Source organism: Martinezella lusitana (assembly GCF_900094565.1).
Lineage (GTDB): Bacteria > Pseudomonadota > Alphaproteobacteria > Rhizobiales > Rhizobiaceae > Rhizobium > Rhizobium lusitanum.
Map to the genome: position 1 here is coordinate 82,328 of NZ_FMAF01000007.1, position 14,825 is coordinate 97,152.

Below are 14,825 nucleotides of genomic sequence, written 5' to 3' on the forward strand. Positions count from 1 at the left end.
CCAGGTGTTGCCGTTAGCGGCACTTGCTGCATTGGATCGGAACAATATGGCGTCTTCCTATGCGCGCGCCCGCGTCGGTGCGGTGAAGGCTGCGATCGTCGCCTCGTCATGGCCCGCTTCGCCGAGGAGGCGCTTTGCAAGTTCCGTGGCGGGGCCGCTCAGGGCACTGTCGGGCCGGATCAGGTGAAACGAGACGTGGTAGTCTATCGCCCTGTCGGAAACCGGTACCAGCCTGCCGCTTTCAATTGCCGCATCCGATAGCGGCGGTCGTGCCAATGCAACGCCCACGCCCTGAACGCAGGCATCGATGACGAGATTGTAGTCCTCGAACCGCCGGTCCTGTCCACGCGGCAGGTATTCGACGCCCTCCGGAGCGAGCCAGCGCCGCCAGCCCTCGATGTTCGAATCGTGCAGGATCGGCATGGCGAGCAGCGATTGCGCATCGCGATTCTGCCCAAGCCTTTCCGCCAGCGAAGGCGCAGCGATCGGAAAGGATCTTTCGTGCCAGAGGGGCAGAGCGCGCACACCGGCCCACGGCCCCTTGCCGCAGCGGATGGCGAGATCCGTTCCCTCGCCAAAGTCCGCCAGACGATGTTCAAGGATCAGCTCGAGATGAATGTCGTTGCCTTCGAGCTTCGGCAGGCGGGAGAACAGCCATAACGACGCGACGGAAGGTGTGAGGGAAAGACGAACCGTCGCCTTGTTGCGCCGGGGAAGCCAGCGCTCGCCGCTGTCGCTGAGAAGGGCAAGGGCCTCCTCAGCGCGGGCAAAGAAGCGCATGCCCTCCGGAGTGAGGCTCACGCCGCGCGGCTGCCGCGCAAAGAGCCGCACACCGAGCCAGCGCTCCAACCGCGATATCTGTCTTGAGACGGCGCCATGGGTGATGCCGCCTTCTTCGGCAGCTGCCGAAAAGGAGCCAAGGCGGGCCGCGCGTGCAAAGGTTTCAAGTGTATCGAGCGGCGGCAGTGCTTGCGAGCTGTGAACCATAAACACAGCTGATCATTGATTGCGGTGCTTTTCAAGCACGTATTGGGGGCCTATTCCACTCCCATGCAAATGGATGGGAGTCGAGCATGAGCATGTTGACGAGCGACGTGGGGGTAAAGGGCAGGTTTGATCTGGTGGCCTTTTCGGCTGTTGTCGTCACGATCATCTTCTGGGCTTCTTCGTTCGTCGTCATCCGCATCTGTCTCGGGCCCCTGACGCCGATAGAACTTGCGACGGCCCGTTATGTGACGGCGGGCGTCGTCGCTCTTGGCTATCTGGCATTCAGATGGAGCGTCCCGACAAGAGGGGATCTCCTGCGGATCTCGATTGCCGCAATCCTTTTCATCGCCACCTATGCGGTGCTGCTGAATACAGGCGAACAGACCGTGCCGGCGGGGCCTGCGAGCTTCATCATCAACACCATGCCGGTGTTCACGGCATTGATCGCCATGTTTGCTCTCGGAGAGCGCTTCGGCTTCTGGGGGTGGATCGGCACGGCGGTTTCCTTCGGCGGCGTGGCGTTGATCGCTGCCGGAACGGGCGATGGGTTCAGCTTCGATCCAAACGCCATGCTGATCCTCGGCGCTGCTCTTTGCTCGGCAATCGCCAGCGTCCTGCAAAAGCCCGTTCTCGGGCGGCTGCCGGCATTGACGGTGACTGCCTGGGTGCTGTTCATCGGCTCCATTCCGCTTCTTCCGGCCGTGCCCGCCACCCTCAGAGCCTTGGCCGCCGCGCCGGCAGATGTGAACTGGGGCGTTGCCTATCTCGTGATCTTTCCGACCGCGGTCGGCTACGTTACCTGGGCCATCGCCCTGAAGCGGCTTTCGGCTGCACGGGCATCCAACTTCCTCTACGGGGTACCGCCGACAGCAACGCTTATCGGCTTCCTCTGGCTGGGAGAAACTCCCTCGACGATCGGCGCGATCGGCGGCGCCCTGGCGATCTTTGGGGTCGTCGTCGTCAACATGAGACGGCGGAAGTAGAGAGCGTGGCGTAGATGACAGCCGGCACCATGCTGCATGTCTGCCGTTTTACCGTTGCCGTTTCGGCAATGAAAGAGCCGCAAATCAGCGCTTCTTCAGAACGCCTTTGTTTGTCATAGTTTGGCTCAAGGCGGCCGCAGAGCGCGCCGCGAGGCGAATTTCATGGCTTATGTCATCACCGAACCCTGCATCGATATCAAGGATGGCGACTGCACCGTCGCCTGTCCTGTTGACTGCATCTACGAAGGCGGCCGGATGTTTTATATCCAGCCGCAGGAGTGCATCAATTGCGGGCTCTGTCTTTCCGTCTGTCCCGTCGACGCTATTCTGTGGGATCAGGAAATGCCGGCGGAGCGGCTGTTCCTCCGTGACGTCAACCGTGATTTCTTTGCCGACGAAGTGACCGGCTGGGGTGCCCCCGGCGGCTGGGACAAGAGCCGGACGACCAGCCAGGACCATCCCTTTGTCGCCGCCTATCGCGGACCTTCCGAAAACCGCTTGTGAGACCATGTGAGGAGCCTTCTCGTGACGCAGACCCGGATAGCCGGCGTGATTGCCGCCGTGCCAACTCCTTTTGACCATCACGGCGATATCGATGGCGATGCTTTCATCGAGCATGCTCGCTGGTGCCTGGATAATGGCTGCGATTTTTTGAACGTGCTGGGGACGACCGGGGAGGCCAATTCCCTCTCGGCCTCTCAGCGCAGTGCGCTGATGGCGACCGCGGCCCGTGGGCTGGACGGCGGCAGAATGATGGTCGGCACCGGTACACCGGATCTGGAAACCACGGTCGCGCTGACGAGGCGGGCCTTCGACCTCGGCTTTGCCGCCGCTCTCGTCCTGCCGCCCTATTATTATAAGCCCGTGGACGAGGATGGGCTGTTCGCCTGGTTTGCCGAACTCGCGAGGATGACGGCCGAGACGCCGATCGCGATCTATCTCTATAATTTTCCGCAATTGACCGGCATCGAATTCTCGCCAGCGCTTTCGGCGCGGCTCGCACAGGCCTTTCCGGAGCGGATCAATGGCGCAAAGGACAGCTCCGGCAATCTCGCCTATGCGCGCGAGCTTGCAAGGATCAGCGATTTTGCCGTCTTTCCCAGCAGCGAGGCGGCGCTTGCCGATGCCGATCGCGATGGCTATGCCGGCTGCATCTCGGCGACGGTCAATATCGACCCTCGCTCGTCGCAACGGCTATGGCGTGATCAGCAGGATGCGTTGCTCTCCGAACGCGTTCGCAATCTGCGGCAAGCCATTGCTTCCCACCCCCTTATTCCCGCCGTCAAATATCTCGTCGGCAAACGGAGCGGAAATGCGATTTGGAACAAGGTGCTTCCGCCGCAATTGCAGATCACCGATAGGGCCAGGCTCGAGAGCCTCGATGCATTGCGGATTGGAGCGTCGGTCGATGCATGAGGCTCCAGTGGAGCAACATCAGGAGACACCAGGCCAGGCCGCGTAATAGGCTCTCGTCGCTTCGGACAAGGCGCGGACGAGGGGGCGTTGCTGCTCGAGCCTAGGCAAATCGGTCTTCGCCTGTGCTTTCAACTCCCGCAGGGCGGCATCGAAATCGACGCCAGTCAATTTCCCGTCGCGCATCACCTCACGTCCCGAAACAATCAGTCCCTTGGCATATGCGGCGCTCATGCGCGTCAGCAGGACTTCCGCCTCGTCGATGTCGTCGAATAGCGCGTCAGCGATCATGGCCTGATAGTCGACGACGGTAAAATCATCGGCGTCTTGTGCATCGATGACCTGGGCACCGGTCCGGATGGCGGCGTCGAATAGCTGTCCTGCCGTCAGCCGGCGGATCAGTCCGCGGCCTCCATGCACGAGATGGAGCAGCCGCATCTCCCGCCAGAGGTCCTGATCGTCGTCAAACCCGGTGCCGTCGAGGCCGATGGCGAAGACAGGGCCGCCGGCTTCGGCGATCGCAGCGACCGGCGCCACCCCAGAACGCAGGCGCAGGTTCGCTGTAGGATTGCTGACAAGCTGGACGCCGCGCTCGGCCAACAACGCATATTCGTCGGGGCGCAATTGCACACCATGCGCGACTGCCAGGCGCGGCGACAGGAAGCCGATCCTGTCGAGATAGTTGACCACGCCTTCAGGAAAGCGTCGGTCGAGCCAGATACGTTGGCGCGGACTTTCCAGCAGATGCATGTGGATGCGCCTGTTGCTTACGGCGGACGCCTCCGCAATCGACTCAAGCAGCGCGTTTGAGCACCATTGCGGCCCGATGGGTCCATATTGCACATCGACCAGCGAGCTGGAGTTTGCTGCCGCAACTGCCTCGACCGCTGCAAGTTGCGTGCGGATCGGCGCATAGGCAGGAATGGTCGGCTCCAAGGCCTGCCAATCGCTTGCCGACAGGAAGGATTTGAGCCGTTGCGGCCCTCCGTCATAGGCCCAGGCATCACGGTCGAGCAGCGGGCAGGACAGCGCAAGCCGGATGCCGATATCGCTGGCGGCGCGCATGACATCCTTTGCCTCGTCGACAAGGCGGTCGACATTCAGTGAATTATGGCAATGCATGGTGGCGCCGACGCCGGTTCTGGCGAGCCGGCCGAAGGCGACGAGGGCCTCCAGATAAGGGTCCGTGCGCGGACGCAGTCTCAGACCCGGTATCCATACTTCCAAAGCATCGTCGAGGGCGCCGAAATCCATTGTGCGGATACCGTAGCCGTGATCATGCGCGTTGACCGGCGAGGGCAACACCAGATCGCCGGATCCGACGTTGGCGGCTTTCAGCGCCGGCGGTAGCTCCGCCTCGCTCTCGATCCTTCGGGCCGGCGCATGGCCGGGATTGAGCAGCAACCGCACCGATATCACCGCTTTCCTTTATCTTCCGACCACGGCATTGATCTTTTCGCCGAATTTCGCCAGCTCCTCGCCCATCGCCTTGGCGACGACCTCGGTCGCGTGGGTGAGCTGGCGCCTGCGCGACACGACGATGCCGACCTCAAGATTGTGCAGTTTCGAGCCGGCGATCGGGATCGCGACGGCCTCTCCCGCCTCCAGCTCGCGCAGGAGGCCGAGCGGCGTGAAGAAGGCGACGCCTTCGCCGGAGAGGATCAGGGGCTTGAGCATCATCTGATTGTTTGTGGCGACCAGCGTGCGGCCGACTCGGTTGAGCGCGCCGAGCTCAACCGCGATCATCGAGCTCATGACTTCGTTATCGAGCTGCAGCAGCATGTTGAACTGGGCGCATTCCTGCAAGGTCACCGACCTTTGCCGCGCGAGCGGATGGGTTCTGGAAACGATCACCATCAACGGCATGGGCACGCCATGGATGAGCTTCATGTCATGCGGACGGGCGAGATCGAAGGTCACGCCGATATCGACGTCTCCCTCGGCGAGGAAGCGGAAAATATTGTTGTAATTGTCGGTGCGGATCCGAAAATCCACTGCCGGATGCTTCTTGTGGAAGCTGGACACGAATTCCGGCAGGAACTGAATGGCGAGGCTGTCGAGCGCGGCGATGTGGACGCGGCCGGTGCTTTTGCCGTGGAGATCGCCGAGATTGGATTTCATGATCTCGTATTCATGCAGCGTTTCCTTGGCGTGCCGCAGCACGATTTCTCCTGCCGACGTCAACCGCAAGCCATCGGAGAAGCGCTCGAACAGCGGTGTGCCGAGCTCGTCCTCCAACTTCTTGATCTGGCGGCTGACGGCGGAGGTTGCGACATGCAACTCGTCGGATGCCTTGCGGATCGATCCGGAGCGCGCGACCTCGGCGAAATACTTCAGGATGCTGGCATGCATGAAAAGCCCTCGGCAATCTCGAAGCTATAGCATGCCTACTTGCCGCGCCAAATCGGAGCGCGCTTCTCCTTGAAGGCAGCGACACCCTCCATGGCATCCTCGCTTTTCAGTGCCTTGATCAGGGCCGGCGTTCGCAGGGCCTGGGCTTCCGCCGGGCTCAGATGGGCGGTGCGGTTCACCGTTTGCTTGATGGCGCGCAACGACAGCGGCGCGCAGGCGACGATATCCGAGATCCAGCGATCGACGGCGGCGTCAAGCTCTGCAGCCGGCACGACCTCGTTGACGATGCCGAAGCCCGCCATCTCGTCGGCGCTGAATTGCCGTCCGGTCAGCATGACGGCCATGGCGCGATTGAAGGCGATCTTGCGCTGCAACAGGATCATGCCGCCATCGAGCGGCATGCGGCCGACGCGCGCCTCAGGCAGGCCGAAGCGGGCGGTTTCCACGGCGACGACAATATCGCAGCCGAGCACCATCTCGAAGCCGCCGCCGAGCGCATAGCCGTTGACGCGGGCAATGACAGGCACGTCGAGCGAGCGGCGAAAAGCGAGGCCACCAAAGCCGTTCTCGCGTCCGACAGCCCAATAGTCGACCCCGGAACTGCCGCTGCCGCCTTTTAGGTCGGCGCCGGCGCAGAAGGCTCTCTCGCCTGCACCGGTCAGGACAACGCAGCTGATATCGTCGCGCCGTTCTATCTCGGACCAGATCGCCTCAAGCTCCGCCTCGGTCTCGGCGTCGACGGCGTTCATCCGGTCCGGCCGGTCGAGCGTCACGCGCGCAACCCGATCCTCGACTGAAAAGGCGACGCTCATGCCGCGTCTCCCTGGAGTTCGGAAAGCGAAGCCAGGATTTCGTCATTGTGCTGGCCAAGTCGCGGTGGCGCGATCCGCACGGTCACCTGCGCTGAAGACATATCGATCGGCGAGCCGATGAGGCGGATCGGACCGGCCGCCGTCTCGCCGGCCTCGAGGATCATCTTGTTGATGACGGTTTGTTCGTCCTTCAGCGCTTCCGGCAGTGAGCGCACCGGCGCGCAAAGGATATCGACACCCTCCAGCCGCTCGATCCAGTGCGCCGTACTGTTTTTGGCGAAATTGTCGCGGAAGATTGCCTGCAATTCCGGCCGCAGCGCCATCTGGGCGTCGAAATCCTTGTAGTGCGGATACTGCGACAGGTCCTCAATTTCAAGCGCCTCGCAGATATCGCGCAGCGGATTTGGCTTGAAGGCCCCGACCATGACGATGGCGCCATCCGTGGTTTCGAAAACGCCGGTCAGCGGGAAGGCGCCCCAGTTCAGGTCCTTCTGCCGCATCAGATGCGTCGTGCCTTCCTGCATCTGCATGGCGATCATGGAATTGTAGAGGCTGACGGCCACCTGCTGGCCTTCGCCTGATTTGTCGCGCTGCAGGAGAGCGAGCAGGATCCCCTGGACAAGATGCATGCCGGCCGAATAGTCGGCGAGCGGCGTCGCGTAGATTGACGTCGGATGGCTGCTGTCGGACTTGCGGCGCATGACGCCGGAGACGGCCTGCGCCAGCACGTCCTGGCCGCCCTTGTGCTGGTAGGGGCCGCTTAAGCCGAAGCCGGTGCCGACGGCATAGATCAGGCGCGGGTTGATCTTTTTCAGGTCTTCGTAGCCGAAGCCCATGCGTTCCATGACGCCAGGGCGGAAATTGTTGACGACGACATCGGCCGTCTCGATCAGCGTCAGCACGGACTTTTGTGCCGTCGGATCTTTCAGGTCCAGCGCCAGGCTCTTCTTGTTACGGTTCAACGAGCAGAAGACGGGATTGTTAAGGCCGTCCGGATCGGAGCCGAGCGACCAGCGGGAGAGATCGCCAATCTTGACCTTCTCGATCTTGATGACCTCGGCACCATAATCCGCCAGGACCTGCGTGCAGGATGGGCCAAGCATCACCTGCGTAAAATCGATCACGCGAATTCCGTCGAGTGGCAAAGTCGTCATTCTGCAGCCTCCAAATATGTCGCGTTCTCCGAGGGAATGTCGCCGGGATCGGCTCCCTGAGCCCGCATCTGCTTCTGTATTGCGCTGACATCGGCCTTGCGGACGGTCGTTCCCGCGTTGAGGGCGACTGTTGCCGCGACCCCTGCCGCCTCGCCCATCGCCATGCAGGGCGGGATTTCACGGCTGGCCTTCTGTGCTTGCGGGGTTGCCGAATAGTGCCGGCCGGCGACGATCAGTTGATCGATCTCCTTCGGCAGCATCGCCCGGTAGGGCGTGTAGTAGTCGCGGCCGCGGCAGACCGTATCGGCGAAGTGACGGCGCGACATGACGTCGTCCTTGGTGACGACGTAAGCGCCTTCCAGCTGTCGTGTCTGGCGCACGCCGGTCTGCGGTGCGAAATCGACGACATAGGCATTCTCGAAGCCCGGCATCTTCTGGCGGGCAAATTCGAGCAGCTTGGCTATGCGCGAGCGGCCTTCGATCTCGGCCTTGGTCAGATCCGCCACTTTCAGGCCGCTCAGTGTCGGCATATGCGGGCAGTTCAGCCAGACGATGCCCGGCAGCGGGGTTTTCAGCCACCAGAAGGACCAGCAACCGCCGATCAGCCGCTTGGCCTCATGATCGAGCGCCTTGAAGGCTTCGGGCTCCTGCCGCTCGAAGCGCTCGGCGGCCTCCGTATCGACGCCGCCCCAGCGCGAAACCGTCGTCAGGATGAAATTGGATTCGATATGTGCAGCGCCGGCGCTGGCGGCCACATCCAGATCGCCTGTCGTGTCAATGACGACGTCGCCGAGGATGGCCTGCATGCCTTCCTTCGTCTGGCAGATCACGCCCTTGATCGTCCCATCCTCGACGATAGCCGAGGAGAACCAGCTATGGGTTCTAAGCTTGATCTTGGCTTCACCGATCATGTCGTAGGCGGCGCGCTTGAATGCGTCGGGATCGAATGCCGCCGAAAAGCAGATCGGATGCGGCATCGCCTGGGTGTGGAAGTCGAATAGACCCCAACGCGCCCAGCGCTGCCAGGCCTCCGGCGTCTCCCTGAACTCGATCATGCGGTCGCGATCGGTCGGCGTGACGCAAAGGCCCCAGACCTTCATCCGCTCGATCATTTCCATGCAGATGCCGCGCACGGTAATCTCAAGCTCGTTGATCATGTCGTCGAGCACCAGCACCATGCCGCCGGCGGCAAGGCCGCCGACATAGGGATAGCGTTCGAGAAGCGTGACGCTTGCGCCGTTCCTGGCGGCTGATACCGCTGCTGCGATGCCGGCCGGGCCGCCGCCGACCACCACCACATCGGAGCGATCGACGACAGAGATATCCCGTGCAGGCTGATGAATAACCTGTGTCATTGGTGTTTCCTTGATGTTGTTCTTGAGCGCTCAGTGCTGGCCGGCCGGTTTCCAGCGGACCATCTTCGCCTCGGCGATCGACACGATGAAAAACAGGATCACGGCGAGCAGGGCGGCAATCACCACCGTTGCGTAGAGAAGCGGCGAGCGGAAATTATAGGTTGCCTCGATGATGAGCGCGCCGAGCCCGAAACTGGACCCGATCCATTCGGCCACGATCGCCCCCATGACGCTGCTGGTCGCCGCGATCTTCAGGGCGGCGAAGAGGAAGGGCAGCGAGCTTGGAAGACGAACCTTCCAGAGGATTTCGGAATTGCTGGCCGAAAGAACCCTCATGAGATCGAGCATTGCGGGGCTCGCCGAGCGAAGCCCCTGAACCATGTTGACCAGCGTCGGGAAGAAGCAGATGAGGCCGGCGATGATGATCTTGGGGGCGACGCCGTTGCCGAAGATCAGGACCAGGATCGGCGCGACGGCGATGATCGGGATCGCCTTGATGAAGACCGCAATTGGATAGAAGGCCTTCTCTGCGGTTGCGCTGTGAACGAACCAGATCGCCAGCAGGATCGCAACGAGATTGCCGAAGACGAAACCGAGGACGGCTTCGAGCAGCGTCGGCAGGAGGTTGCGCGTGAGAGTCGCGGCATTGTCGCGAAACGCATAGAGGACATCGACCGGCGCTGGCGCCATGAAGGTCGGGATCTTGAAGATCCAGATGACGGCCTGCCACAGCACGATGCAGCCGAGTGCGGCGAGGATCGCCGGCATGTTCGAAGACAGGACGCCGATGGTCGCGTCGAGGAGAGCCACCTTGCGCGGCGCCTTGGTGACCCCACGGATTTCGGAGTGCACGGCGTTGCTCATATGCATTCCTCCAGCAGGGCGCGCAGATGGGCTGTAACCCTGATGAAATCCACCGTGTCACGCATGGAAAGCGCACGGGGATAGGGCAGGTCGACCTTCATAAAATCCTTCACCCGGCCGGGATGGGCCTGCAGCATCAGCACATGCTGGCCGAGGAAGGCCGCTTCCGGGATGGAATGGGTCACGAAGATGATGGTGGTTCCCGTTTCCCGCCAGATGCGCAGCAGTTCCTCGTTGAGCTTGTCGCGGGTGATCTCGTCCAATGCGCCGAACGGCTCGTCCATCAGCAGGATGCGCGGCTTTGTCACCAATGCGCGGGCGATCGCCACACGCTGCCGCATGCCGCCCGACAGCTCATGCGGCAGGGCGTTCTCGCGTCCTTTCAGGCCGACCAACGCCAGCAATTCCATCGGATCGGCATAAGAGCTCTTGTCGTGCCTGCCGACTTCGAGCGGCAGGCGGACATTGTCGATGACGCTGCGCCATGGCAGCAGCGTCGCCTCCTGGAAAACGAAGGCGAAATCGCGGCCTTCGCGTGCCTGGCGCGGCTGCCGGCCGAACACCGAAACCGAGCCGTTGCTGATGTGAACGAGGTCGGCGATGCAGCGCAGCAGGGTCGACTTGCCGCAGCCCGATGGTCCCAGCATGGTGACGAACGAGCCCTCGGGAATATCGACTGAGACGTTGGACAGGGCGGTGACCTCATTGCCCCTGTCTCCGAAGCGGATGTCGAGATCGCGAACGGAGACCGCAAGCCGTGCGGTTTCGGCACGCGGCATCGGCTCCTTGATGGTGGCGGCACTCATCATCGTATCACCCGATCTGTTTGCGAATGTCGGTCGTCGCATCGAGGATCGCCATCGTGGCAACATCGTCGACGGTCGGAACCGTGCCGGCAAACTGTTTCAGGTCGGCATAGGCCTTGATCTGAGCCGTCCAATTATCCTTGTTCATCGCGCCCCAGCCAGTTTGCTTGGTGCTGTCGCCGAAGGAGAAGTCGATGACCGAATGGACTGCTTCCAGTTCGCTTGCCTTGTCGAGATTGGGATAGGCTTCCACCAGCATGCCGACGGCTTCTTCCGGATGGTCGCGAACATAGCCCCAACCCTTGGCGGCTGCCGTCGTGAAGCGGACCAGCACGTCGGAATGCTTGTCCAGCTGCTCGTCGGTCGTGTAGTAGACGTTGGCGTAGAGCTGCAGGCCGGCATCCCAGAGCATCATGTCGACGCGATCATCTCCCAGCACCTTCAGCGCATTGGTATTCGTCACCCAGCCGGTCACCGCATCGGCCTGGCCGGTGATCAGCTGGTTCATGTCGGAGCCCATGTTGACCATCTTCACCTTGTCCTCCGGAATGCCGTTCTTGGCGAGAAGGGCGCGCAGCAGGATGAAAGCGGTGGGCTGAGTGGCGATCGTCTTGCCGATCATGTCCTTCGGCTCGCGGATCGGCGCCTTTTTCAACGAGAAATAGGTAAAGGGGTGCTTGCGATAACCAGCAAGAAACGCCTTGACCGGCATGCCGGCCGAGCGCGCGAGCATGACAGAGGGGCTCGAAGAAATCTGGCCGATGGTGGATTGTCCAGCGGCCACGCCGGCCACTCCATCGACATTCGGGCCGCCGGGCACGATGGTGAGATCGATGCCCTGTTCGGTGAAGAAGCCCTTCTTCTGGGCCGCGACTTCACCGATCAGGCCGTTGGAAGCGAGCCAGCCGAGCTGCATGCGGACCTCGGCGACATCGGCAGCCTTGCCGGCGCGAATACCGATGAAAGTCTGCGTCGCGGCGAGACCCCCGACCAACGCAGCATTGGATAGGAAGCGGCGCCGATTCATCATGAATTGAGACATTCTGATAGTTCCCCTGTTGATCGGGCGATCGGACTTTTCGTCTCGTTATCCACCGATGGAGCGATGATGGGGGAATTCAGCGTTCTAATAAAGAACAATTATGCGGATTATTGATTGCCGAAAAGGCAACGCAAAGGGCAAGCGCGTCAGCCGGCGTTTTACGTGTACGAAGTCGGCAAGATGTCGCCAATGCGCTGCGTCACCACGCGCCGCGCAGGCGGCGAATAGGCCCATAAACCTGGGCGCTGGTCAGGCCGAGCGTTTGAGTTCGTCGGCCTTTGTCTGATCGACGCGGCCGCTATAGGGCAGAATGCGGCGCAGAACTTCCTGGGCGAGAGCCTGGGCATTTTGCCGGGCCTTGTCGAGATTGCTGACGCTTTCCGGGTCGATCGAATAGAGGGTTTGGCCATAGCCGAAGACTTCGCGATAAGCGGCGCGCTCGATGATGGGCGTGGAGAGCACATGGACCCGCCGGCTCGAGAGCAGTTCTTTCACCGACTGTAGTGCGCGCGTGGTGACCATCGGATTGACGCGGGTCAGCACGACCGAGTGCGGGATACGAATATCGGCGCGATCTTCCAGATACTGGAGAAGCTCGATGACATTGGTGGCGCCCTCCGCATCCATGGCGGATCCCTGGACGGGGATGAGCACATAGTTCGAATAGCCGAGCGCCTGTGCGAGCAGGGGGCTGCGGGCGCCGGGCAAATCGATGAGAAGGAAATCGACCTCGTCGCGCAGCTTGCGTGCATGCTGGCCGAGATTGGCGGCTGTCACATAGGGAATGACGGATAGCGAAGATGGCGCCCTGTCGCCCATCCGCTCATACCATTTGGAAATCCACAACTGCGGGTCGGCGTCCAGCACAGCCACCGAAAAGCCCATTCTGACGAGCTCGCAGGCGACGATGACGACGGCGGTGGTCTTGCCGGCGCCGCCTTTCGTATTGGCAAAGGTCAGAACGGCCATGGGCACTCCGTGGGGTGATCGGTCGGGCAACGCAATGGGATGGGCGAGGGGCTGTCATGGCTTGTGGAGATGGTTACGCATTTATGGTTAACAAACCATTTTGAATGAGGCTGCAATCCGCCCCGGCAGTGGCTTTGCGCACCGTTACCATCAATGCCGTTTATCGGCAGCCAGGATCTCGCGGGCGATCTGATCGAGCGCCACGGTCCTATCGACACCACCATGGGCGATCGCTTCCTTGGGCATGCCAAAAACGACGGATGTCTCCTCGTCCTGGGCGACGGTAAAGGCCCCGACCGCGTGCATTTCCTTCATGCCGCGGGCGCCGTCGTCACCCATGCCGGTCATGATGATGCCCATGGCGTTGGCCGCAGCCGATCGTGCAGCGGAGCGAAAGAGGACATCGACGGACGGCCGGTGCCGGGAGACGAGCGGACCTTCCTTAATGGAAACGACATAACGAGCGCCCTGCCGTTCCAGCAGCATGTGCTTGCCGCCGGGTGCGATCAGAACGTGGCCGCGCAGCACAGGGTCGCCGTGTTCGGCTTCCTTGACCTCGACTTCGCAAAGGCTGTTCAGGCGTTTGGCGAAGGCAGCGGTAAATTTCTCCGGCATATGCTGCACGATGACGATGCCGGGCGTGTTGGCCGGGAGTGCCACCAGCAGTTCGCGCAGCGCCTCCGTGCCGCCCGTGGACGCGCCCACGCAGACGATCATTTCCGTGGTCTTGGCCATGGCCCTGCCGCTCGGCGGCGGCAGCACCGCATCGGCTGTCAGCTTGGCAGTCGGTCCGCTTGCGGCAACCAGGCGCCGACGCGTGGTTCCAAGCCGGGCTGCTGCGGCGCCCTTGACGGTTTCCCGGATCATCGCGGCCGTCTCCGCCAGATGATCGGCGGCCGCGATCTTGGGTTTCAGGATGACGTCGACGGCGCCGGCCTCCAGCGCCTGCATCAGGGTTTCCGAACCGGCCTCGGTCAGGGAGGAGCACATGACGACCGGAATGGGGCGCTGCGCCATCAGCTTGCGCAGGAAGGTGATCCCATCCATGCGAGGCATTTCGACATCGAGCGTGATGACATCGGGAATTTCTTCCTGAATCTTCTTCGCGGCCACGAAGGGATCGGCGGCGACCCCCATGATCTCGATGTCCGGATCCGCCGAGAGCACCTGTGTCATCACTTGGCGCACGCTGGCGGAGTCGTCGACAATAAGCACGCGGATCTTTCTGGCCATGTGTCAGACCTTTCTGAAAACCGTGTTGGCGACCTGCTTCACCGGCAGGTTGAGCCCACTGATAGTTTCGGAATGACCGACATAGAGAAAGCCGCCCGGAACCAGCTTGTCGCAAAGCCGGGACAGCACCTTTTCCTGGGTCGGCTTGTCGAAATAGATCAGGACGTTGCGGCAGAAAACGATGTGAACCTTGTCGCCGATATCATAGGCCCGATCCATGAGGTTGAGACGGCCGAAGCCGATTCTTGCGCGTAATGTCGGATGGATGCGCACTTCGCCGCGTTGCGGGTCGCGGGCCTCCATCACATAGCGTTCGCGCCTTTGCGGATCGACCGGATCGACCATCGCGATCGGATAGACGCCCCTGCGGGCCGCCTTGAGGACATCTGTGGAAAGATCGGTGGCGAGAATGCTGTAGTCCGGCGCACCGTTGGCTTCGCGATAATCCTCTATCACCATGGCTATGGTGTAGGGCTCGGCTCCGATGGAGCAGGCTGCACTCCAGACGCGCAGCCGGCGGTGGCCGGCTGCCAGAAGCTCAGGCAAGGCGGAGCTTTCCAGATGCTCGAAATGCTTCGGCTCCCGGAAAAAATCGGTCTTGTTGGTCGTGACCGCATCGATGAGGTGTATGGCCTCGCGATCGATGCCGCCGCGCTTGAAGAGGTAGTCGCAATAGTCATCAAGATCGATGATGCCGGTTGCCCTCAACCGGCGCCTCAACCGCCCCTCCAGCATGGTGCGCTTGCCGGGTGGCATCTTGATGCCGCTATAGTCGTAAATGTAGCGGGCAAGCTGGTCGAAGTTCCGCCGGCTTAACCCGTTGTCACCGTAGTCTCTCAGATCCTGGGCTGGCAC

Annotated in this window: 15 protein-coding genes; 3 read left to right on the forward strand and 12 right to left on the reverse strand. The window is 61.8% G+C overall.

All coding sequences use genetic code 11. The features are described from left to right. Positions 1–57: 57 nt before the first annotated feature. Positions 58–987, reverse strand: coding sequence for a LysR family transcriptional regulator (locus GA0061101_RS16800; RefSeq protein WP_037191777.1), 930 nt, complete (start codon positions 985–987; stop codon positions 58–60). Between the two features lie 86 nt (positions 988–1,073). Here GA0061101_RS16800 and GA0061101_RS16805 point away from each other — a divergent pair, with 86 nt between their 5' ends. From GA0061101_RS16805 to GA0061101_RS16815, 3 genes are all read left to right on the forward strand, one after another. Continuing rightward, positions 1,074–1,970, forward strand: a complete 897-nt coding sequence (locus GA0061101_RS16805) for a DMT family transporter (RefSeq protein WP_092574246.1) — start codon at positions 1,074–1,076, stop codon at positions 1,968–1,970. Between the two features lie 162 nt (positions 1,971–2,132). Beyond that, positions 2,133–2,474, forward strand: a complete 342-nt coding sequence (fdxA, locus tag GA0061101_RS16810) for a ferredoxin (protein ID WP_037191774.1) — start codon at positions 2,133–2,135, stop codon at positions 2,472–2,474. A 21-nt stretch (positions 2,475–2,495) separates the two neighbouring features. Beyond that, complete coding sequence (locus tag GA0061101_RS16815) at positions 2,496–3,386, forward strand: dihydrodipicolinate synthase family protein (protein WP_037191772.1); 891 nt, start codon at positions 2,496–2,498, stop codon at positions 3,384–3,386. Between the two features lie 18 nt (positions 3,387–3,404). On the opposite strand, the gene GA0061101_RS16820 is transcribed toward GA0061101_RS16815, so the two are convergent. From GA0061101_RS16820 to GA0061101_RS16870, 11 genes are all read right to left on the reverse strand, one after another. Then, positions 3,405–4,799 (reverse strand): amidohydrolase family protein, encoded by a 1,395-nt coding sequence (locus tag GA0061101_RS16820; protein ID WP_037192055.1) that lies wholly within the window; start codon positions 4,797–4,799, stop codon positions 3,405–3,407. Positions 4,800–4,811: 12 nt separating this feature from the next. Further along, on the reverse strand, positions 4,812–5,735 hold the full coding sequence (locus GA0061101_RS16825) for a LysR family transcriptional regulator (protein ID WP_037191769.1): 924 nt from the start codon (positions 5,733–5,735) through the stop codon (positions 4,812–4,814). Positions 5,736–5,770: 35 nt separating this feature from the next. Then, entirely contained in the window at positions 5,771–6,547 is a 777-nt protein-coding gene (locus GA0061101_RS16830) for an enoyl-CoA hydratase-related protein (protein ID WP_037191767.1), read from the reverse strand. Then, on the reverse strand, positions 6,544–7,701 hold the full coding sequence (locus tag GA0061101_RS16835) for a CaiB/BaiF CoA transferase family protein (RefSeq protein ID WP_037191763.1): 1,158 nt from the start codon (positions 7,699–7,701) through the stop codon (positions 6,544–6,546). The genes GA0061101_RS16830 and GA0061101_RS16835 overlap by 4 nt, the downstream gene beginning before the upstream one ends. Beyond that, positions 7,698–9,056, reverse strand: coding sequence for an FAD-dependent oxidoreductase (locus tag GA0061101_RS16840; protein ID WP_037191761.1), 1,359 nt, complete (start codon positions 9,054–9,056; stop codon positions 7,698–7,700). Before GA0061101_RS16840 ends, GA0061101_RS16835 begins: the two co-directional genes overlap by 4 nt. Positions 9,057–9,086: 30 nt before the next feature. Beyond that, positions 9,087–9,920, reverse strand: coding sequence for an ABC transporter permease (locus GA0061101_RS16845; RefSeq protein ID WP_037191759.1), 834 nt, complete (start codon positions 9,918–9,920; stop codon positions 9,087–9,089). Continuing rightward, positions 9,917–10,729 (reverse strand): ABC transporter ATP-binding protein, encoded by an 813-nt coding sequence (locus tag GA0061101_RS16850; RefSeq protein ID WP_092574248.1) that lies wholly within the window; start codon positions 10,727–10,729, stop codon positions 9,917–9,919. Before GA0061101_RS16850 ends, GA0061101_RS16845 begins: the two co-directional genes overlap by 4 nt. Positions 10,730–10,733: 4 nt before the next feature. Then, positions 10,734–11,768: an ABC transporter substrate-binding protein gene (locus GA0061101_RS16855; RefSeq protein WP_037191755.1), complete on the reverse strand. Its 1,035-nt coding sequence runs from the start codon at positions 11,766–11,768 to the stop codon at positions 10,734–10,736. Between the two features lie 249 nt (positions 11,769–12,017). After that, positions 12,018–12,737, reverse strand: a complete 720-nt coding sequence (locus GA0061101_RS16860; protein WP_037191751.1) for a ParA family protein — start codon at positions 12,735–12,737, stop codon at positions 12,018–12,020. Between the two features lie 150 nt (positions 12,738–12,887). Then, positions 12,888–13,970, reverse strand: a complete 1,083-nt coding sequence (locus tag GA0061101_RS16865) for a protein-glutamate methylesterase/protein-glutamine glutaminase (protein ID WP_037191748.1) — start codon at positions 13,968–13,970, stop codon at positions 12,888–12,890. Positions 13,971–13,973: 3 nt separating this feature from the next. Beyond that, positions 13,974–14,825: a CheR family methyltransferase gene (locus GA0061101_RS16870; RefSeq protein WP_037191746.1), complete on the reverse strand. Its 852-nt coding sequence runs from the start codon at positions 14,823–14,825 to the stop codon at positions 13,974–13,976.

What these genes read in the sequence shown, in the direction of transcription:
- GA0061101_RS16800 (WP_037191777.1), bottom strand. Translation starts at nt 987, where the DNA reads ATGGTTCACAGCTCGCAAGCACTGCCGCCGCTCGATACACTTGAAACC.
- GA0061101_RS16805 (WP_092574246.1), top strand. Translation starts at nt 1,074, where the DNA reads ATGAGCATGTTGACGAGCGACGTGGGGGTAAAGGGCAGGTTTGATCTG.
- fdxA (WP_037191774.1), top strand. Translation starts at nt 2,133, where the DNA reads ATGGCTTATGTCATCACCGAACCCTGCATCGATATCAAGGATGGCGAC.
- GA0061101_RS16825 (WP_037191769.1), bottom strand. Translation starts at nt 5,735, where the DNA reads ATGCATGCCAGCATCCTGAAGTATTTCGCCGAGGTCGCGCGCTCCGGA.
- GA0061101_RS16830 (WP_037191767.1), bottom strand. Translation starts at nt 6,547, where the DNA reads ATGAGCGTCGCCTTTTCAGTCGAGGATCGGGTTGCGCGCGTGACGCTC.
- GA0061101_RS16835 (WP_037191763.1), bottom strand. Translation starts at nt 7,701, where the DNA reads ATGACGACTTTGCCACTCGACGGAATTCGCGTGATCGATTTTACGCAG.
- GA0061101_RS16840 (WP_037191761.1), bottom strand. Translation starts at nt 9,056, where the DNA reads ATGACACAGGTTATTCATCAGCCTGCACGGGATATCTCTGTCGTCGAT.
- GA0061101_RS16845 (WP_037191759.1), bottom strand. Translation starts at nt 9,920, where the DNA reads ATGAGCAACGCCGTGCACTCCGAAATCCGTGGGGTCACCAAGGCGCCG.
- GA0061101_RS16850 (WP_092574248.1), bottom strand. Translation starts at nt 10,729, where the DNA reads ATGATGAGTGCCGCCACCATCAAGGAGCCGATGCCGCGTGCCGAAACC.
- GA0061101_RS16855 (WP_037191755.1), bottom strand. Translation starts at nt 11,768, where the DNA reads ATGTCTCAATTCATGATGAATCGGCGCCGCTTCCTATCCAATGCTGCG.
- GA0061101_RS16860 (WP_037191751.1), bottom strand. Translation starts at nt 12,737, where the DNA reads ATGGCCGTTCTGACCTTTGCCAATACGAAAGGCGGCGCCGGCAAGACC.
- GA0061101_RS16865 (WP_037191748.1), bottom strand. Translation starts at nt 13,970, where the DNA reads ATGGCCAGAAAGATCCGCGTGCTTATTGTCGACGACTCCGCCAGCGTG.